A 17638-nucleotide genomic window follows, 5' to 3' on the forward strand; every position below is an offset into this window, starting at 1 on the left:
CTATGCTCTCAGCTCGTCCGAGTGGTCGAGACCTTTATGGGGTGGGCATGGGAAGGACCGTGCGGTGGGGTGTGCTGGCGACGGGCGGGATCGCGGCGCAGTTCACCACTGATCTGCTGACGACGGAAGACGCGGAGGTGGTGGCCGTGGCCTCCCGTACGGAGGCGTCGGCACGGGCCTTCGCCGACCGGTTCGGCATCCCGCGGGCGTACGGCGGGTGGGCCGCGCTCGCCGCCGACCCGGACGTGGACGTGGTGTACGTGGCGACCCCGCACCACGCGCACCGGCCGGCCGCCGGGCTCGCCCTGGAGGCGGGCAAGGCAGTCCTCTGCGAGAAGGCTTTCACGCTGAACGCGCGGGAGGCAGAGGAGTTGGTCACCCTCGCCCGGGACCGTGGCCTCTTCCTGATGGAGGCCATGTGGATGTACTGCAACCCGCTGATCCGGCGGGTCGTGGAGCTGGTGCGAGACGGGGCGATCGGCGAGGTCCGGTCGGTCCAGGCGGACTTCGGCCTCGCCGGGAACGACCTCGGGCCCGGCCACCGGCTCCTGGACCCCGCCCTGGGCGGCGGCGCGCTGCTCGACCTGGGCGTGTACCCGGTCTCGTTCGCGCAGCTGCTGCTCGGCGAGCCCGATTCCGTACAGGCGCACGCGCGGCTCTCTCCCGAGGGTGTCGACCTGAACACCGGAATGCTGCTGGGCTGGGAGTCGGGCGCGGTGGCCACGCTGTCCTGCTCGGTGGTCGCGGACACCCCGCGGACGGCGTCGGTGACGGGCACGGCAGGCCGGATCGACATCCCGCACGGCTTCTTCGCGCCGACGGGGTTCACCCTGCACCGCGCCGGCCGCGAGCCGGAGGAGTACGTCGGCGAGGGCGAGCGTCTCACTTTCCGGCACGAGGCGACGGAGGTGATGCGGTGCCTGCGCGCGGGCGAGACCGAGTCGCCGCTCGTCCCGCTGGCCGGCTCGCTGGCGGTGATGCGGACGCTCGACGCGGTACGGGACCGCGTCGGCGTCCGCTATCCCTCCGAACGGGCCGGACTGTCGGTCACGCCGGCTTGAGACCCGGGTCGCAGGCCGGACTGTCGGTCATGCCGGCTTGAGACCCGGGTCGCCCGCCTCCGTGACGAAGGAGCCGGCCGTGGTGACCGGGGCGCCCGGGGTCGTCACGGCCGAGACCGTACGGAAGTCGGCGCGGGCGCTCTCCTGCCCCAGGGCGACCGTCACATAGCCGCGCCGCCCGTTGTAGAACTTCATGTGCGGGTTGGCGGTGGTGAGGGCGTCGTGGTTGGCGGGCCGGTCGGCACCGTCCTTGCCGCTGGCGATGGAGGTGGCGACGATCTCGGTGCCGAGGGTCCGGGACGCCGGGTCGCGGTAGTCGGCCTTGATGTCGAGGCCGTAGCCGACATGGACGTCGCCGGTGAGCACCATCAGGTTCTCCACGCCGGCCGCCGCCGCTCCGTCCAGAAGGCGCTGCCGGGAGGCCGGGTAGCCGTCCCAGGAGTCCATGGACAGCTTGAAGTCGGCCGTCGGCACGTTGCGCCGCTCGGCGAAGACGACCTGCTGCGGCAGGACGTTCCACAGCGCGCCCGAGTCGCGCCAGCCGTCGAGCAGCCACCGCTCCTGCGTGGCGCCGGTCATGGTGCGGCTCGGGTCCTCGGACTCGGGGCCGGGGACCTGCCAGCCGTCGCCGTACGCCTGGTTGGAGCGGTACTGGCGGGTGTCGAGGATGTCGAACTGCGCCAGGCGGCCGAAGCGGAGGCGGCGGTACAGGCGCATGTCGGGGCCCTCGGGCTGCTGGGGCCTGCGCAGCGGCTGGTTCTCCCAGTAGGCGCGGTAGGCGGCGGCGCGGCGGAGCAGGAACTCCTCCGGGGGCACGTCGTTCTCCGGGATCTCGCCGGCGTAGTTGTTCTCGGTCTCGTGGTCGTCCCAGGTGACGACGAAGGGGTGCGCGGCGTGCGCGGCCTGTAGGTCGGGGTCCGACTTGTAGAGGGCGTACCGGAGCCGGTAGTCCTCCAGGGTGATCGTCTCCCGGTTGAAGACGGCGGGCAGGCGCCGGTCGGTGTAGGCGCGGGCGCCGCCGGTGGCGTTGACGGCGTACTCGTAGAGGTAGTCGCCGAGGTGGAAGACGACGTCGACGTCCTCCCGGGCCAGGTGTCCGTACGCGGTGAAGTAGCCGTCGTGGTACGCCTGGCAGGAGACGGCGGCGAGCGTGAGCTCGGAGATCCGGGCGCCGGCGGCGGGCGCGGTGCGGGTGCGGCCGACGGGGCTGATCCAGTCGCCGACACGGAACCGGTAGAAGTACACGCGATCCGGGTCGAGGTGGTCGATCTCGACGTGGACGCTGTGCTGGAACTCGGGGTGCGCGGTGACCTGGCCACGCCGGACGGTCCGGGTGAAGCGCTCGTCATGGGCGAGCTCCCAGCGCACGGCGACCCGGGAGCGGGGCAGTCCGCCGTCGGACTCGAAGGGGCGGGGTGCGAGCCGGGTCCACAGGAGGACGGAACCGGGCAGCGGGTCACCGGATGCCACCCCCAGGGTGAACGGGTTCTCGGTGATTCTGCCGGGGTTCAGCTCGGCGGCGCTCGCGGTACCGGCGGCCGGCAGGTTGACGGCGAAGGCGAGCGCGGCGGCGGCCCCGGTGACGGTGAGGAAGCGTCGACGGCCGAAGTGGCGGGCGGCGGCCCGCAGTTCGTCGCCGTGCTGGTGAACGTGTGTCATGTACCCCTCCCCAGGCGGATGTTGTCCGTCCGGTATTCGAGTGGGGTGGGACGACGTCACGTTGTCGGGTACAGAACATCCACGTGTCGGACGGATGAGTTCATGGGGCACACGTCTGCCGTACGCTGCGCGCCCATGAGTACTGAGTCGCGCATCGCAGTGGTGACGGGAGCGGGTTCGGGCATCGGCCGCGGCGTGGCGCGGGCCCTGGCGGAGGCGGGCTGGTCGGTGGCGCTCGCGGGGCGCCGGCGGGAACCCCTGGAGGAGACGGCCGCGTCCGTTCCGGCCGGGGACTTCCTTTCCGTACCCACGGATGTGACGTCACCGGAGGCGGTGACGTCCCTCTTCGAGGCGGTACGGGACCGGTTCGGCCGGGTCGACCTGCTCTTCAACAACGCGGGCACGTTCGCGGGCGGCGGCGTCCCGGTCGAGGACCTGGACCACGAGACGTGGCGCTCGGTCGTCGACGTGAACCTGACGGGCGCGTTCCTGTGCGCCCAGGCGGCCTACCGGGCGATGAAGGAGCAGTCCCCGCAGGGCGGCCGGATCATCAACAACGGCTCGATCTCGGCGCATGTGCCGCGCCCGCACTCGATCGCGTACACGGCGACGAAGCACGCGATGACGGGCCTGACGAAGTCGCTCTCCCTCGACGGACGCCCGTACCGGATCGCCTGCGGCCAGATCGACATCGGGAACGCGGCGACGGAGATGACGGCACGGATGCAGACGGGAATCCTGCAGGCCAACGGGGAACTGGCGGCGGAGCCGGTGATGGACGCGGCGGACGCGGCGGCGACGGTGGTCCACATGGCGGGCCTGCCACTGGAGGCGAACGTCCAGTTCGCGACGGTGATGGCGACGGCGATGCCGTACATCGGGCGGGGGTAGGACGGAGGGATAGGGGCGACCGGGACGACGGACGGCGCGGGGGCGCGCCGGGCGGCGGACCGGGGGGCGGGACGCGCCGGTCTACCCGGCCGGGGCGGCAGCCCAGGGCGGAGCCCACCGGGGCGACGCGGCCGGGGCCGCGACCCAGGGCGGAGCCCGCCGGTCCACTTGGCCGGGGCGGCGACCCGGGGGCGGAGCCCGCCGGGGCGACCCGGCGAGCTCCCCCCGCCCGTCCCCTGGCCGCCGCCCGCCCGAGGGCTACGCCTGGCCGGTTTCGAAGCGGGCGACCTTGCCGTCCCGCACGTCGAACCGCCAGGCGGTCCGCATCTCGCCCCAGGTGTCGTTGCGGTAGCGGGCGACGAGGGCGCGCCCGCCGTCCTTCTCGGACTCGATCTCCATGTGCCCGCGCGAGGAGAAGATCTCCTTGTCGGTCCACTCGTCGACGTTCCGGTCGGAACCGTCGTCGGACATGGAGGCGTCGGCGGTGAGCGCCGCGAAGAAGGCGTCGCGGTCGTTGGCGTTCAGGGCCGTGACGAAAGCGCGCACGGCCGGGTCGCTGAGTCTGTCCACAGGGATCGTCATGGCCTACCCGTACACCGGCCCGCCCCGATCCCCACGGACCCGGGCCGCACGTGTGGCGCGCGTCAGCGCACGGACTCGGCCACCTGGGCGAGCAGGCCCGTCGCCTCCGCCTCGGGCAGCACGCGCTCGAGGACCAGCTCGCCGGTCATCCCCGGGAAGAACCGACCACCCTGGACTGGCAGTCTTCTCTCTCATGACCGACCCGTGGAACACCGTCGACCGCCTCGCCTCCTGGATCGCCGCGCACCACACGCTCCCGCCGGAACAGGACGTCCTGCTGCGGGTCCTGAAGCTCTCGGAGGAGGTCGGCGAGGTGGCCGAGGCCGTCATCGGTGCGACCGGTCAGAACCCCCGCAAGGGCACCTCGCACACCTGGCAGGACGTCGAGTCCGAGCTGTGCGACGTGATCATCACGGCGATGGTGGCGCTGCGGACGCTGACGCCGGACGCCTCGGAGGTCTTCGCGGGGCACCTCCGGCGGGTGGCGGAACGGTCGTTGGCGAAGTGACGGGCCGAGACGGGCCGTCAGGGGCTCCGGCGGCGGCAGTACACTCCTGCCGCTACTTCAACAGGATGTTGACGATCCGTTATCGGAGATTGGTCTGATGCCGCCTCAGCCGTACGCCCCCACGCCCGCCGCGCCCGCACGCCGATGGTGGCAGCGGCCCGGCGGGATCATCGCGCTGCTCGTCCTGTTCCCGCCGGCCGGTGTGGTGTGCGCCTGGCGGAGCGACTGGAGCCGGAACCGGAAGATCGTGGCCACGGTGCTGTCGCTGCTGTGGTTCTTCGCCGCCGTGGTCTCCGACTCCGAGAAGCCGGACGCCGGTGCCGACGCGAAGGGTGCGGCGCGGACGCAGGCTCCACGGACGGCCTCCTCGTCCCCGTCGCCGTCCGCGAGCACGCCCCCGCCTCCGCCGAACTACGTTGGCCAGAACCTGGAGAAGGCCCGGGCCGCCGCCCGCGCGGCCGGGTTCGCCTCGGTCTCGCACGATGCCTCGGAGGGCAGCGCCGGTCAGTGGGACGACGACAACTGGCACGTGTGCTTCCAGACGCAGACCGGCAGCGGAGGCTCCCGGCCGACGCTGGACTTCGGAGTCGTACGGGTCGAGGCCCCTTGCCCGCCGAAGGACGGGGAACCCGTCCCCTGGCCCAGGATGCCGAAGGTGGTCGGCATGACCTTCGAGACGGCGTCCGAGGCGGTCCGGCGGATCGGCATCACGAAGATCGAGGCCGAGGGCGCGTACACCGACGTCACCCCGCCCGTCGACCCCGACTCCTGGACCGTCTGCTTCCAGGACCCCGATGCGGGCGACGAGGTACGCGATACGCGGTACGAGACGGCCCGCCTGAAGGTGGTCGCCCCCGGCACCTCGTGCCCGGCGAACGAGTACACCGAGCTCCATGACGACGATGACGACACCCGCCATTCGGGTTCGTCGGGCGGCTCCGGGTCGTCAGGTGGTTCCAGTACGTCCGGCGGCTCCGGCGGGGGCCAGACCGGGATCCAGTTCGGCCGCTTCTGCTCCCCCGTGGGCGCCCGCGGCGTCGCCACCGACGGCCGGCCCGCGAAGTGCTTCATGGGCAAGGACGGCCGGGCCCGCTGGGGCTACGGCAGCTGACCGCGCAGCGAGAAGCCCCCGCCGGACATGCGTCCGTCGGGGGCTTCTCGACGTCGGAAGGCAGACGAGCCGGGCTGTACGCCGGGTTCTGTGCCCCGGGACCTCGCGGTCGTCGGGGTGACGGCCATCCATCTAGGGCCGGCGTTGCCGCCGGCCTCGTGCGGTCTACCCGCGAACTCGGGCGGGCAGCCCTCGAGCGTTCGCGCAGAGTCGTCCGAGGACGACCCCTCTTGACCTTGCTCCGGGTGGGGTTTACCTAGCCGCCTGAGTCACCTCAGGCGCTGGTGGTCTCTTACACCACCGTTTCACCCTTACCGAGGACCGAGGTCCCCGGCGGTCTGTTTTCTGTGGCACTGTCCCGCGGGTCACCCCGGGTGGCCGTTAGCCACCACCCTGCCCTGTGGAGCCCGGACGTTCCTCGGGAGGATCCGAGGATCCCCACGCGGCCGCCCGCCCGGCTCGTCTGCCGTGCCGACCATGCTACCCGCCGTGTCGGCCCCGCTGGACATCGTCGGCTCCGCTTGACCTTGCCGCAGCGTCAGGGTTTGTACTGGGCTCATGCGAATCGGCGAGATCGCCGCCCTCGTCGGGGTCACCCCTCGGGCCGTGCGGCACTACCACCATCTCGGGCTGCTGCCCGAGCCCGTACGGCGGGCCAACGGCTACCGCGAGTACGGCATCCGCGACGCCGTCCTGCTCGCCCGGATCCGGCGGCTGACCGAGCTCGGGCTCGGGCTCGACGAGGTGCGGGACGTGCTCGCCGACGACGAGGGGCGGGAGCTGGTGGAGGTCCTCGACGAGCTGGACGCCGATCTCGGGCGGCAGGAGGCGGTGATCCGCGAGCGGCGGGCACGCCTCGCCGTACTGCTCGAGGAGGCGCGGGCCGGTCGGCTGACCGCCGAGGGGCCCGTCTCGGCCGAACTGGCCGACCTCTTCGCGGGTCTGGGCGAGGTCCCGGAGTCCCCCATGGCCGCCAAGGACCGCGAGCTGCTCGCGCTGCTCGACACCATGGCCCCGGACGAGGAGCGGTCGAAGCTCATGAGCGCGATGCGCACCATGACCGAGGATCCTCAGGCCGTCGCGCGCGCCCACGACGTGTACGCCCGGCTCGACGCCCTCGCCGACGCCGACGCGGACGACCCGCGCGTGACGGAGGCGGCGCAGGCCCTCGCCGACTGTCTGCCGGACACGCTCGTGGCGCACCTCGGCGAGCAGGGCGGCCTGCCGCAGGGGCGGCTCACCGAGGCGTTCTTCGGCGACTTCTCCCCGGCGCAGAGCGCCGCCGTCGTCCTCGCCCTCCGCCTGGTCCAGGAGCGGGCCCGATGACCGCCGTGATCCGCCTCCTGCGCGGGGTCGCCTACGCCGCCCTGCCCGCCGAGGTCGTCCTCGTCGTCTGTCTCGTCGCCGGCGTACGGATACCGGCGCCCGCCCTCGCCGCCGCCGAGGCCGCGAGTCTTCTGCTCGTCGTCGCCGGCCTCGTGGCGTACGTACGCCTCCGGCGGAGCGGGCTCTCCGCGCGCAAGGCCCTCGGGGAACTGGTGCCCGAGCCCGTGCTGCGGCTCATCGGGCACGAGCTGCGGCTGATGGCGAGCCTCGGCCTGTGGGTGGCCCGGCGCCGCACCGGCGTACGCCCCGGTGACCAGGTGTTCCCGCACGCCCGCGACCAGGCCGCCCTCATGTACGGCTTCGCGTTCGTCTGCCTCGTCGAGACCGTCGGCATGTCGTACCTGCTCGCGGACTGGCCCGTCGTCCACGCGATCGTGCTGGTCCTGGATGTCTATTCGGGGGTGCTTTTCGTCCTCGGGATCCACGCCGCCTGCGTGACCCGGCCCCATGTCCTCACCCCCGACGCGCTCCGCCTGCGGAGGGCCGCGCACGTCGACCTCCGCATCCCGCTCGACCGGATCGCCTCCATCCGGCACGAGCTGGTCTTCACCCACGAGAAGACGGAGGGCGAGCTGAACCTCGCCGTCGCCTCGCAGACCTCCCTCACCATCGAGCTGACCGGGCCGGTCGACGCGCCCCGGTTCCTCGGCGGTCCCCGGCCGGTACGGATCGTCCGCTGTCACGCCGACGACGCCCGCGCGCTCCACCGGGCGTTGACGCGGGCCGTCGCGGCCGCGTGACTCACTCCGCCACGTGCTCGAAGAGGACCTTGTCCCTGCCCGGGTCCGCCGGGTTCGCCTTCTTCAGCCTCACCCTTACCCGCTCCCCTTGCTCCAGCCCCTCCTGGCTCTTCACGGTGCCCACCACGGCCGGATCCTTCAGATGCACGACACCCTTCTTCCCCTCGGTGTCCTTCACGTCGATCACGAACCCGTCGAAGACCTCGTCGATCCGGTCCTTCAGCAGCGCCGCCTCGACGACGTCCATGCTCTCCCTGTCGGCCTCCTTGCCGCGCCCCCTGTCCATGTCGGCCGGCAGTTTCGTCAGCGCGTCCTTCACCCACGCGGGTGGCGCCTGGTCCGCGACGGCCGCCAGACAGAGCTCGCCCACATAGCGGTCGACCAGGCGGCGCAGGGGCGCGGTGCAGTGGGTGTACTCGTCGGCGATGGCGGCATGGACCACGGACTCCGGAAGCCGACCGTCCGCGAAGTCGACGTACGCGGACTTCTGGAACAGGCCGGTGGCGTCCAGCAGAAACGCGGCGTGCCGGGGGTTGGTCGCCGGATCGAGCGAGCGGATGAGCTCCGCGTACGAGACGTGGTGCGGCCAGTCGATCTCCAGCGCCTGCGCGGAGCGGCGCAGCTTGTCGACCCCGTCCGGGGCGGCGCCGAGGGTGCGCAGGATCCCCGTGCCCGCGGCGATCATCAGATCCGCTGCGGCCATGCCGGTGAGCAGGGAGATCTGCTCGTTCCAGCCGTCGACGGCGCGCGGGGCGCGGTAGACGAGGGTGTACGAGTCGCCGTTCTCGACGACCTCCTGTTCGGGGAGGTCGAGGGAGACCCCGCCGCGGTCGACCTCCAGGGCCTCGCGGAGCGTGCCCACGGTCTTGAGCAGGGCGAGCGGTTCCTCCGCCGTGCCCGCGTCGATCAGCTGCTGGGCGCCGGCGTAGTCGAGCCTGAGGCGGCTGCGGACGCGCGCGCGGCGTACGTCGGCGGCGACCTGGACTCCGTAGTCGTCCAGATCGATCCGCCAGAGCAGGGCGGGCACGGTCTGGTCGGGCAGCAGGCTGGCGGCGCCCTCGGAGAGGACCTGCGGGTGCAGCGGGATCTTCTCGTCGGGGAAGTAGAGGGTCTCGACGCGCCGGTGGGCCTCCTTGTCGACTTCGCCGCCCGCGGTGACGAACGCGGCGACGTCGGCGATGGCGTAGTGGACGCGGTAGCCGCCGCCCGGCCGACGGGCCAGGTGCATGGCCTGGTCGAGGTCGCGGGAGTCCGGCGGGTCGATGGTGAAGAGAGGGATGTCGGTGGCGTCGTACTCCGGCAGCCGGGGGGAGGCCGCGGCTGCCTCCGCCTCGGCGAGGACGGCCGGCGGGAAGCTGTCCGGGACCTGCATCCGGGTCCTGAGTGCGCGCAGCGCGGCCCGCAGGCCCTCGGCTGCGCCGGTCACGTGAATGTGGCGGCGGGGCATGGACCGAGCGTATGGCGGGGGGCGTGGCCCGGCACTTTGTAGGCTGAACGCTCTGGGGCCGCACCCCCAGCCCCGTACGTACGAAGGAGAACCACCGTGCTCGTGCTGTTGCCGCCGTCGGAGGGTAAGGCCGCGTCGGGGCCTGGGGCGCCGCTCAAGCCGGAGTCCCTGTCGCTGCCGGGCCTGGCCGAGGCGCGGGCGGCGGTCCTGGACGAGCTGGTCGAGCTGTGCGCCGCAGACGAGGAGAAGGCGCGCGAGGTGCTCGGTCTCAGCGAGGGGCTGCGCGGCGAGATCGCCAAGAACACGGAGCTGCGGACGGCGGGGGCCCGGCCGGCCGGCGAGATCTACACGGGGGTGCTGTACGACGCGCTGGGCCTGGCGACGCTGGACGCGGAAGCGCGGAAGCGGGCGCGGTCCTCGCTCCTGGTCTTCTCGGGGCTGTGGGGCGCGGTGCGGGTGGACGACCGGATTCCGTCGTACCGCTGCTCCATGGGTGTGAAGCTGCCGGGGCTCGGGGCGCTGGGTGCGCACTGGCGGGGCGCGATGGCGACCGTCATGCCGGAGGCCGCCGGGGGCGGGCTCGTCCTGGACCTGCGGTCCTCGGCGTACGCGTCGGCGTGGCGGCCGAAGGGCGAGGTGGCGGCGCGGACGGCGACGGTACGGGTGCTGCACGCGCCGACCCGGAAGGTGGTCAGCCACTTCAACAAGGCGACGAAGGGGCGGATCGTCCGGAGTCTGCTGGAGGCGGGCGCGGCCCCGAAGGATCCGGTGGAGCTGGTGGAGGCGCTGCGGGATCTGAAGTACGTGGTGGAGGAGGGCAAGGCGGGGGTCCTGGACGTGCTGGTGGACGAGATCCACTAGGAGTCGGACGGGAGCGTTGCAGAGCGCGCAACGCTCGTTGCGCGTGTTGCTCTACGGGGGCAGGATGGGGGCCATGACCTCCGCGCTGCCCTCTGTCCTCGACCTCGCCCCTGTCGTCCCGGTCGTCGTCATCGAGGACGCCGCCGACGCCGTACCCCTCGCCCGCGCCCTGGTCGCGGGCGGACTGCCCGCGATCGAGGTGACCTTGAGGACCCCGGCGGCGCTCGACGCCATCCGGGCGATCGCCGCCGAGGTCCCCGACGCGGTCGTCGGCGCGGGCACCGTCATCTCGGCCGCCGGGGTCGCGGACGCGGTCGGGGCAGGCGCGCGCTTCCTGGTGAGCCCCGGCTGGACGGACGGCCTGCTGGACGCCATGACCGCTTCGGGCGTGCCGTTCCTGCCGGGGGTCTCGACCACCTCGGAGGTCGTGACGCTGCTGGAGCGCGGGGTGCGCGAGATGAAGTTCTTCCCGGCGGAGGCGGCGGGCGGCGTCCCGTATCTGAAGTCGCTCTCCGGCCCGCTCCCCCAGGCCCGGTTCTGCCCGACTGGCGGCATCTCCCTGGCCTCCGCCCCCTCGTACCTCTCGCTCCCGAACGTCGGCTGCGTCGGCGGTACGTGGATGCTTCCCGCCGACGCCCTCGCGGCCCGCGACTGGGCGCGGGTCGAGTCGCTGGCACGCGAGGCGGCGCAGCTGCGGGCTCGCTGACCTGCCGTCAGGAGTCCGTCAGGCGATCGCCAGACCGACGTGGTCGGTCACCGGGCGGTACCCGAGCCGCTGATAGAGGGCGTTACTGGTGGGGTTGGCCAGGTCCGTGAAGAGCAGGACCTGTTCCGCGCCCGCGTCCAGAGCGGCCCGACTGACCGCGCCGGTGACGGCGCCCGCGTAGCCGCGACCGCGGAGTTCGGCCGGCGTGTACACGGGTGAGATCCGGGCCTGGCCGGCCGCGATCGGCGAGATGCTCGCCATCGACACCGGTCCGTCGTCGGTCTCCCAGAAGTGGAGGCGGCCTTCGGCGACGCGGGGCTCGATGTTGGGGGTGTAGTCGACGTCGCCGTCCTCGCCGATGTCGCGGGCGAAGTTCCGCATCCATGCCACGGCGAGGGGGATGTCCTCGGCGACCGCCGTCCTCGCCCGGCCCGGTGGTGCGGGCTCCGGCGGCGTGAGGTCGCCGAGCCGGTAGAGCCGCATCCGCCGCGTGGTCGTCCAACTGCGCCCGGACTCACGGGCGAACGCCTCCGCCGTCTCCCGCTCGCCGCGCACACTCGTCACCTCGGCCGCGTCCGGCAGTACGTGGACGAGGGCGCGGGCCGCCGCCACGGGCATCGGCCCGAGCGCGGGCTCGTGGGGCAGCGTGAACAGGAAGGCACCGGTGACCCGGCCGTCCGGCTCGGTCCACCAGCCGTACCGCGCGGACTCGATGGGCCGGCGGCGGGCGCCCTCGCTGAGGGTGAGCAGCACCGTGTTGCGCGCGGGGTCGGCGGCGAAGTGGTCGTGGGCGGCGGCGCTGAAGACGCCGGCGTCCTTGGTGATGTGCCAGGTCATGGCGTCGATGGTGCTACGGAACGAGGGGCGGGGCCACGGAATTCCGTGGCCCCGCCCCTGGCTCGGTGTGAAGCGCCGTCAGCTCACCTCAGGTGCGAGGTGTCGTTCAGGAGCCGTACGGAGGCGTTGCCGTCCGCGTAGTACGCCACGGCCGACAGCGAGGCCGCCGAGAGCTCCATCCGGAACAGCGACTCCGGCGGGGCGCCGAGGGCCAGCCGCACCAGGGTCTTGATGGGCGTGACGTGCGTGACGAGAAGGACGGTGCGGCCCGCGTACGCGGCGGAGAGCCGGTCCCGGGTCGCAAAGACGCGGCGCGAGACGGTCGCGAAGCTCTCGCCGCCGCCCGTCGGGGCGGCCTTGGGCGAGGCGAGCCAGGCGTCGAGGTCCTCGGCGTACCGCTCCCGTACCTCGGCGAAGGTCATCCCCTCCCAGGCGCCGAAGTCGGTCTCGCGCAGCCCGTCCTCGATGCGTACGTCGAGACCCAGGCGGGCGGCGACGGTCTCCGCGGTCTGGCGGCAGCGCTTGAGCGGCGAGCTGACGATCTCCTGGATCGTCCCGCGCGCGGCGAGCGCGGCGGCGACGGCCTCGGCCTGCCGCATCCCGGCGGCGGACAGCTCGGGGTCGGTGCCCCCGCTCCCCGAGAACCGCTTCTCGGGCGTGAGCGCGGTCTCCCCGTGCCGCAGCAGCACGAACGTGGCAGGGACCCCCATGTCGGGCGCTCCCCAACCGGGCGCGGCGGCGCGGGCCGGGGCAGCGCCCTCGGCACCGGCTGCGGGGCCGGGCTCGGCCGTTCGGCCGTGAGCGGCATGGCCCGGGTGTCCCAGGACGCCCGCCTCGGCCTCGAAGTCACCGCTCGCCGCGGACTCCCGCTCGGCCGTGCCGGCCGCGGCCAGCGAGGCGCGGGCCTGGGCCGCGATGGCCTCTTCGGCGGCGAACAGGCCGTCGTCGGGGCGCGCCGCGCCGGTGGCCCCGACGGCAGCCGAACGCCCCGCAGCGGAGCCCGTACCGGCACCGGCGCCCGTACCCGCGCCCGCCAGCGCCGCCCGCGCACGAGCCGCGCCCGCCGTCGCATCGCCGGGGGGACCCGAGGGCGCCGTCGCCGCGTTGCGCGCGGCCGACGCGTCCAGGGCCGCCGAGGAGGCCGACGGCTCCCACTGCTTGCCCCGCTTGCCCGCGTCCATCGCCTCGTTCGCGAGGCGGTCCGCGTGCTTGTTCTTCTCGCGCGGGATCCACTCGTAGCGGACCTGGCTCGCCGGGAAGACCCGGGCCGCCTCCGCCGCCAGCGGCTTCATGTCCGGGTGCTTGATCTTCCAGCGGCCGGACATCTGCTCGACGACCAGCTTGGAGTCCATCCGGACGTGCACCTTGGCGTCCGGGAACAGCTCACGCGCCGCCTTCAGACCGGCCACCAGGCCCTTGTACTCGGCGACGTTGTTCGTCGCGACGCCGATGTACTCGGCCCGCTCCGCCAGCGTCTCGCCGGTCACCGGGTCCAGGACCACCGCCCCGTATCCGGCGGGCCCCGGGTTGCCCCGGGAGCCTCCGTCGGCCTCGACGACGACTTCCCTGATGGCCGTCATTACAGGCCGGACTCCGACGTGCGGACGAGGATCCGACGGCAGTTCTCGCACCGCACCACGGTGTCCGCGGCGGCCGCCCGGACCTCGTTCAGCTCGGTGATGTTCAGCTCGATGTGGCAGCCCTCGCACTTGCGCTGGTACAGCCGCGCCGCGCCGATACCGCCCTGCTGCTCGCGCAGCTTCTCGTAGAGCTTCAGCAGGTCGGCCGGGACGGAGCCGGCCACCAGCTCGCGCTCCTTGCCGACCGACGCCGCCTCGCCGTCCAGCTCGGCCTGCGCCGCGTCGCGGCGGGCGGTCGCGTCGTCGGTCTTGGCCTGCACGGCGGAAGCGCGCTCCGTCAGCTCGGCCACCCGCTCCGCCGCGGACTCACGGCGCTCCATGACCTCGAGGACGATGTCCTCCAGGTCGCCCTGGCGCTTGGCGAGCGAGGTGATCTCGCGCTGGAGGTTCTCCAGGTCCTTGGGGGAGGAGACGGCGCCGGAGTCCAGGCGCTGCTGGTCCCGTACGGCGCGCTGGCGCACCTGGTCGACGTCCTGCTCCGCCTTGGTCTGCTCGCGGGCGCAGTCGCTCTCCTCGGTCTGCGCGGCGACGAGCAGGTCGCGCAGCTGGGTGAGGTCCTTGGTCAGCGACTCGATCTCGGCGTGCTCGGGCAGGGACTTGCGCTTGTGGGCGAGCTGCTGGAGACGGACGTCCAGGGCCTGGACGTCGAGAAGTCGGATCTGGTCGGCGGGCGCGGCGTTCAGTTGGGGGCTCCAGGGGAGGTGTGGTGGGAGGACCAGGGGTCGGTGACCGTCTTCGAGACGTGGACGCGCAGGTCCCAGCCGTGGCGGTCGGAAATCTCGTCGAGCTGGGCGGCGGCCTGCTCGCACCAGGGCCATTCGGTGGCCCAGTGGGCGGCGTCGATCAGGCCGATGGGCGCGTGCTGGGTGGCCTCGGAGACCGGGTGGTGGCGCAGGTCGGCGGTGAGGAAGGCGTCCACGCCCGCGGCCCGTACGGCGTCGAAGAGGCTGTCGCCGGAGCCGCCGCTGACCGCGACCTTGCGGACGGTCATCTGCGGGTCTCCGGCGACCCGGATCCCCTGCGCGGTGGCGGGCAGCCGCTTCGCCGCCCGGGCCGCGAACTCGGCCAGCGTCTCGGGGTGGTCCAGCTCGCAGATCCGGCCGAGGTTGTTCTCGGGGACCAGGGGGCCGGTGATCCGCAGGTCGAGGGCGCCGGCGAGAGCGTCGGAGACCCCGGGGTCGGCGGTGTCGGCGTTGGTGTGCGCCACATGCAGGGCGATGTCGTGCTTGATGAGCGTGTGCACGACCCGGCCCTTGAAGTGGGAGGCCGCGACCGTCGTCGTACCGCGCAGATAGAGCGGGTGGTGGGTGACGATCAGGTCGGCGCCCAGCGCGATCGCCTCGTCGGCGATCTCCCGCACGGGGTCGACGGCGAAGAGGACGCGGGTGACCTCGGCGTCGGGGTCGCCGCAGACGGTGCCGACGGCGTCCCACTGCTCCGCCCGCTCGGGCGGCCAGAGAGCGTCGAGCGCGGCGATGACTTCAGACAGACGGGGCACGAGGCAAAGGCTACCTGGCCTGCGTGCCCCGCCGTCCTGCCTGTGGACAACCGTGGGAAACGCCGCCCGCCGCGGGCGTCCGTTACTTCTTCACGAGGTCGGCGCGCAGGTCGTCGAGGACGCTGTTCGCCGCCGTCACGCCGAGGCCGAGGTACCAGGTCTCGTCCGGGACGTCCTTGGCCTGGCCGGCCTTGACCGCCTTGAGGTTCTTCCAGAGCGGGTTGGCCTGGGCGGTGTCGCGCTTGGTGGCCTTCGGGTCGCCGTAGACGCCGGTGAAGATCCAGTCGGCGTCGGCCTGGTCGATCTTCTCGGGGCTGATCTCGGCGGCGAGGTCGTTGATCTGCTGGTTCTTGGGCCGGGGCAGGCCGGCGTCCTCGAGGATCGTGCCGATGAAGGACGCCTTGGCGTAGAGGCGGATCTTGCCCGGGAGGTAACGGACCATCGAGATGGACGGCTTGTTCGGGCCGATGTCCGTACCCAGCTGCTTCGCCTTGGTCTCGTACGCGGCCAGCTTGGACTTCGCGTCGGCGGTCTTGTCCAGGGCGGCGGCGTTGAGGAGGTAGTTCTCCTTCCAGGTGAAGCCGGGCCGGATGGAGAAGACGGTGGGGGCGATCTTCGAGAGCTCGTCGTACTTGTCCGCGGCGCGCAGCTGGCTGCCGAGGATCAGGTCGGGCTCCAGGTTGGCGATCGCCTCGAGGTTGAGGTTGTTGATGGTGCCGACGGACTTGGGGCTGCCCGCGTCCTTCTTCAGATACGTGGGGATGCCATCGTCCCCTTCGGCGGGGGCGTAGCCGACCGGCTTGATGCCGAGCGAGACGACGTTGTCGAGCTCGCCGACGTCGAGGACGACGACCCGCTTCGGGGCGGACGTGATCTCGGTCGTGCCGAGCGCGTGGGTGAGGGTGCGCGGGAACTGGCCGGCCTTGGCGTCCGTCCCCATGGCGGCCGTCTTGGCGGCCGCGTCGCCGAAGTCCTTGCCGCCCGTGGCGACGTCCTTCTTGGCGGCGTCCTCCTTCTTCTCCGAGGTGGAGCCCGGTGCGCCGTCGCCGCTTCCGCAGGCCGCGAGGGAGACCGCGGCGGCGAGGGCGAGGGCTGCGGCGGTGCCGCGGCGGCGGAGGGACATGAGGGGTTCTCCTGTACGGGTACGGGGACGGCGGCTCGCGAACCGGTACGGAAGGGGTCCCGCACCCGGAGTCACAGACTCCACTTAGGGTCGCCTTACCTTAGGCCCCACCCTCCTCTCCAGCACAACCGCCCCCCTCTCCTCAGCAAAATCGATTCATGGCCACCCTTATGTGTGAAGTGACCGGGCTCGTGTTGTTCGGCAGGAAGTGCGAAAACTAGCTTCGGTGGCCGGAGGTGACGAGTCGATGACAGCCTGTGCCATCGAGACAGCGGCGGAGGACGGCGGCGCGGTGTGGGCGGCGCGGTTCACGATCACGGCGAACGGGGCGTACGCGGCGCGGCTCGCCGGCACGGGGGACGCCCTCTACGCGGAGCGGTGGACCCTCGACGGGCCGGAGCCGTACGCCGTACCCCTTCCGCTCGACCAGCCCGAGGAGCCCCACACGCAGCTGCTGCCGCTGGCGGACGGGCGAGTGCTGAGCGGACGCCGGGTGGACGGCGACCGGCACACGTTCTCGCTGCTCTACCCGACGGGGCCGGGGACGGGGGAACTGTCCCTGGGATCCGTGGAGTCCGAGAACCTCACCCTGCTGCCGCCCTCGCCGGACGGCATCTGCGGCTACGCGATGTGCGTCGGGACGGACACCACCACGATCTGGCTGGTGGCGGGCGGGGCGTTCGGCCCCGAGCAGGTCGCCGAGGTCAAGGGCCGCTGTACGGGCGGGGTCTGGCTGGACCGTACGGGACGGATGCTCGCCCTCGACCGGCAGCTGGACGACGGCCCGGTGAAGGCGGTGGCGGTCGACCTGGAGCGGGGCGGGGAGGTGACTCCGCTACTGCAGATCACCGAGGAGAGCGACGACCGGCTGCTGATGGCCGACCCGGACAGCGGGCTGCTGATGATCCGCTCGGACGCTCCGTCCCCCGGGCACGAGCGGCTCGGCTGGGGCGTCCTCGGCAGTCTGCTGCCGATCCGTTTCCCCGACTGCCTGCGGCTCGACGACGCGGCGGTGACGCCGTTCGCCGTGCAGCCGGGGCAGGCGCTGCTGCCGGAAGGCTGCTCGGTCGCGCTGCGGATCGACGCGGCGGCGGGGAGCTGGGTCGGGATGTGGCGCCCTTCGGATCGCCGGATGCACCAACTGGCCGCTCCTGCGGGGTGGCTGGCCGGCTCGGGGGTCTGGACGGCGGAGGGCGTGCTGCGGCTGCCGTACGCGACGGAGGAGACGCCCTGCGGCCTCGTGGGCCTGGAGGTCCCGCCGGATCCGGAGCCCGCCACGGCGTCGGTCACGGTCTCGGCCGAACCGCGCGTCTGCCGCCCCGTCCCACTCCAGCAGGCACCCCTCGCCGACCGTAAAGCCGCTGGCTAGACTCACGGCCGCACGACAACAGCGATCACTACGGGGTGAGTTCCACCATGTCGGAAGCACGTACGGACGGGACGGAGCCGCACGGCTCCGGAAAGCATCGCGGCGAGGCGGCGCCGTCGGAGGAGTCCACCTCCTCCCCCCACGGCCGCCACCGCCGCGACGCGGAAGCGCAGTGATGTGAACCGGCCCCGGGGGAATCCCCCGGGGCCGGTTCTTCTT

Annotated in this window: 18 protein-coding genes and 1 other RNA gene; 10 read left to right on the forward strand and 9 right to left on the reverse strand. The window is 72.7% G+C overall.

Annotation, left to right across the window (positions count from 1 at the left end; genetic code table 11):
• Positions 1-47: 47 nt before the first annotated feature.
• The gene (locus ACFV9D_RS07745; RefSeq protein WP_385142518.1) at positions 48-1061 is read left to right on the forward strand and encodes a Gfo/Idh/MocA family protein; all 1014 of its coding nucleotides are present in this window, start codon (positions 48-50) and stop codon (positions 1059-1061) included.
• Between the two features lie 27 nt (positions 1062-1088).
• Here the strand turns inward: ACFV9D_RS07745 and ACFV9D_RS07750 are convergent, their stop codons facing one another.
• Positions 1089-2720, reverse strand: a complete 1632-nt coding sequence (locus ACFV9D_RS07750) for an alkaline phosphatase D family protein (RefSeq protein ID WP_385142520.1) — start codon at positions 2718-2720, stop codon at positions 1089-1091.
• A 135-nt stretch (positions 2721-2855) separates the two neighbouring features.
• Between ACFV9D_RS07750 and ACFV9D_RS07755 the strand changes: the two genes are divergently transcribed.
• Positions 2856-3611 (forward strand): SDR family oxidoreductase, encoded by a 756-nt coding sequence (locus ACFV9D_RS07755; RefSeq protein ID WP_385142523.1) that lies wholly within the window; start codon positions 2856-2858, stop codon positions 3609-3611.
• 258 nt (positions 3612-3869) lie between these two features.
• Here ACFV9D_RS07755 and ACFV9D_RS07760 read toward each other — a convergent pair whose 3' ends face one another.
• Positions 3870-4193: a nuclear transport factor 2 family protein gene (locus ACFV9D_RS07760; protein ID WP_385142525.1), complete on the reverse strand. Its 324-nt coding sequence runs from the start codon at positions 4191-4193 to the stop codon at positions 3870-3872.
• Between the two features lie 193 nt (positions 4194-4386).
• On the opposite strand from ACFV9D_RS07760, the gene ACFV9D_RS07765 reads away from it, so the two are divergent.
• Positions 4387-4701 (forward strand): MazG-like family protein, encoded by a 315-nt coding sequence (locus ACFV9D_RS07765; RefSeq protein WP_385142528.1) that lies wholly within the window; start codon positions 4387-4389, stop codon positions 4699-4701.
• 97 nt (positions 4702-4798) lie between these two features.
• Positions 4799-5812, forward strand: a complete 1014-nt coding sequence (locus ACFV9D_RS07770; protein ID WP_385142531.1) for a PASTA domain-containing protein — start codon at positions 4799-4801, stop codon at positions 5810-5812.
• Between the two features lie 61 nt (positions 5813-5873).
• On the opposite strand, the gene rnpB is transcribed toward ACFV9D_RS07770, so the two are convergent.
• Positions 5874-6274: RNase P RNA component class A (gene rnpB, locus ACFV9D_RS07775), an RNA gene on the reverse strand.
• A gap of 96 nt (positions 6275-6370) precedes the next feature.
• Here rnpB and ACFV9D_RS07780 point away from each other — a divergent pair.
• Together ACFV9D_RS07780 and ACFV9D_RS07785 are read left to right on the forward strand one after the other, a co-directional pair.
• A complete protein-coding gene (locus tag ACFV9D_RS07780; RefSeq protein ID WP_385142534.1) occupies positions 6371-7138 on the forward strand; it encodes a MerR family transcriptional regulator in 768 nt (255 codons plus the stop codon).
• The gene (locus ACFV9D_RS07785) at positions 7135-7938 is read left to right on the forward strand and encodes a hypothetical protein (RefSeq protein ID WP_385142537.1); all 804 of its coding nucleotides are present in this window, start codon (positions 7135-7137) and stop codon (positions 7936-7938) included. The genes ACFV9D_RS07780 and ACFV9D_RS07785 overlap by 4 nt, the downstream gene beginning before the upstream one ends.
• 1 nt (position 7939) lies before the next feature.
• Here the strand turns inward: ACFV9D_RS07785 and ACFV9D_RS07790 are convergent, their stop codons facing one another.
• Entirely contained in the window at positions 7940-9385 is a 1446-nt protein-coding gene (locus ACFV9D_RS07790) for an RNB domain-containing ribonuclease (RefSeq protein WP_385142539.1), read from the reverse strand.
• Between the two features lie 96 nt (positions 9386-9481).
• On the opposite strand from ACFV9D_RS07790, the gene yaaA reads away from it, so the two are divergent.
• Entirely contained in the window at positions 9482-10246 is a 765-nt protein-coding gene (gene yaaA, locus ACFV9D_RS07795; RefSeq protein WP_385142542.1) for a peroxide stress protein YaaA, read from the forward strand.
• A 73-nt stretch (positions 10247-10319) separates the two neighbouring features.
• The gene (gene eda / locus ACFV9D_RS07800) at positions 10320-10952 is read left to right on the forward strand and encodes a bifunctional 4-hydroxy-2-oxoglutarate aldolase/2-dehydro-3-deoxy-phosphogluconate aldolase (protein WP_385142545.1); all 633 of its coding nucleotides are present in this window, start codon (positions 10320-10322) and stop codon (positions 10950-10952) included.
• An 18-nt stretch (positions 10953-10970) separates the two neighbouring features.
• Here eda and ACFV9D_RS07805 read toward each other — a convergent pair whose 3' ends face one another.
• From ACFV9D_RS07805 to ACFV9D_RS07825, 5 genes are all read right to left on the reverse strand, one after another.
• A complete protein-coding gene (locus ACFV9D_RS07805) occupies positions 10971-11789 on the reverse strand; it encodes a GNAT family N-acetyltransferase (RefSeq protein ID WP_385142548.1) in 819 nt (272 codons plus the stop codon).
• A gap of 83 nt (positions 11790-11872) precedes the next feature.
• Complete coding sequence (locus ACFV9D_RS07810) at positions 11873-13369, reverse strand: bifunctional RNase H/acid phosphatase (RefSeq protein WP_385142551.1); 1497 nt, start codon at positions 13367-13369, stop codon at positions 11873-11875.
• Positions 13369-14112 carry a zinc ribbon domain-containing protein gene (locus ACFV9D_RS07815; protein ID WP_385143185.1) on the reverse strand — a complete coding sequence of 248 codons (744 nt, stop codon included), beginning with the start codon at positions 14110-14112 and terminating at the stop codon, positions 13369-13371. The genes ACFV9D_RS07810 and ACFV9D_RS07815 overlap by 1 nt, the downstream gene beginning before the upstream one ends.
• Positions 14109-14927, reverse strand: coding sequence for a Nif3-like dinuclear metal center hexameric protein (locus ACFV9D_RS07820; RefSeq protein ID WP_385142554.1), 819 nt, complete (start codon positions 14925-14927; stop codon positions 14109-14111). Before ACFV9D_RS07820 ends, ACFV9D_RS07815 begins: the two co-directional genes overlap by 4 nt.
• A gap of 82 nt (positions 14928-15009) precedes the next feature.
• Positions 15010-16050, reverse strand: coding sequence for an ABC transporter substrate-binding protein (locus ACFV9D_RS07825; protein ID WP_385142557.1), 1041 nt, complete (start codon positions 16048-16050; stop codon positions 15010-15012).
• 247 nt (positions 16051-16297) lie between these two features.
• On the opposite strand from ACFV9D_RS07825, the gene ACFV9D_RS07830 reads away from it, so the two are divergent.
• On the forward strand, positions 16298-17419 hold the full coding sequence (locus ACFV9D_RS07830) for a hypothetical protein (protein WP_385142560.1): 1122 nt from the start codon (positions 16298-16300) through the stop codon (positions 17417-17419).
• Positions 17420-17466: 47 nt separating this feature from the next.
• Positions 17467-17595: a hypothetical protein gene (locus ACFV9D_RS07835; protein ID WP_385142562.1), complete on the forward strand. Its 129-nt coding sequence runs from the start codon at positions 17467-17469 to the stop codon at positions 17593-17595.
• Positions 17596-17638: the final 43 nt, after the last annotated feature.

Source organism: Streptomyces sp. NPDC059875 (assembly GCF_042731085.1).
Lineage (GTDB): Bacteria > Actinomycetota > Actinomycetes > Streptomycetales > Streptomycetaceae > Streptomyces.

Excerpts from the sequence above, each read along its gene's own strand:
- ACFV9D_RS07785 (WP_385142537.1), top strand. The coding sequence starts at position 7,135 with ATGACCGCCGTGATCCGCCTCCTGCGCGGGGTCGCCTACGCCGCCCTG.
- ACFV9D_RS07830 (WP_385142560.1), top strand. The coding sequence starts at position 16,298 with ATGACAGCCTGTGCCATCGAGACAGCGGCGGAGGACGGCGGCGCGGTG.
- ACFV9D_RS07750 (WP_385142520.1), bottom strand. The coding sequence starts at position 2,720 with ATGACACACGTTCACCAGCACGGCGACGAACTGCGGGCCGCCGCCCGC.
- ACFV9D_RS07790 (WP_385142539.1), bottom strand. The coding sequence starts at position 9,385 with ATGCCCCGCCGCCACATTCACGTGACCGGCGCAGCCGAGGGCCTGCGG.
- ACFV9D_RS07810 (WP_385142551.1), bottom strand. The coding sequence starts at position 13,369 with ATGACGGCCATCAGGGAAGTCGTCGTCGAGGCCGACGGAGGCTCCCGG.
- ACFV9D_RS07755 (WP_385142523.1), top strand. The coding sequence starts at position 2,856 with ATGAGTACTGAGTCGCGCATCGCAGTGGTGACGGGAGCGGGTTCGGGC.
- ACFV9D_RS07825 (WP_385142557.1), bottom strand. The coding sequence starts at position 16,050 with ATGTCCCTCCGCCGCCGCGGCACCGCCGCAGCCCTCGCCCTCGCCGCC.
- ACFV9D_RS07835 (WP_385142562.1), top strand. The coding sequence starts at position 17,467 with ATGTCGGAAGCACGTACGGACGGGACGGAGCCGCACGGCTCCGGAAAG.
- eda (WP_385142545.1), top strand. The coding sequence starts at position 10,320 with ATGACCTCCGCGCTGCCCTCTGTCCTCGACCTCGCCCCTGTCGTCCCG.
- ACFV9D_RS07780 (WP_385142534.1), top strand. The coding sequence starts at position 6,371 with ATGCGAATCGGCGAGATCGCCGCCCTCGTCGGGGTCACCCCTCGGGCC.
- ACFV9D_RS07765 (WP_385142528.1), top strand. The coding sequence starts at position 4,387 with ATGACCGACCCGTGGAACACCGTCGACCGCCTCGCCTCCTGGATCGCC.
- ACFV9D_RS07745 (WP_385142518.1), top strand. The coding sequence starts at position 48 with ATGGGAAGGACCGTGCGGTGGGGTGTGCTGGCGACGGGCGGGATCGCG.
- ACFV9D_RS07805 (WP_385142548.1), bottom strand. The coding sequence starts at position 11,789 with ATGACCTGGCACATCACCAAGGACGCCGGCGTCTTCAGCGCCGCCGCC.
- ACFV9D_RS07760 (WP_385142525.1), bottom strand. The coding sequence starts at position 4,193 with ATGACGATCCCTGTGGACAGACTCAGCGACCCGGCCGTGCGCGCTTTC.
- ACFV9D_RS07770 (WP_385142531.1), top strand. The coding sequence starts at position 4,799 with ATGCCGCCTCAGCCGTACGCCCCCACGCCCGCCGCGCCCGCACGCCGA.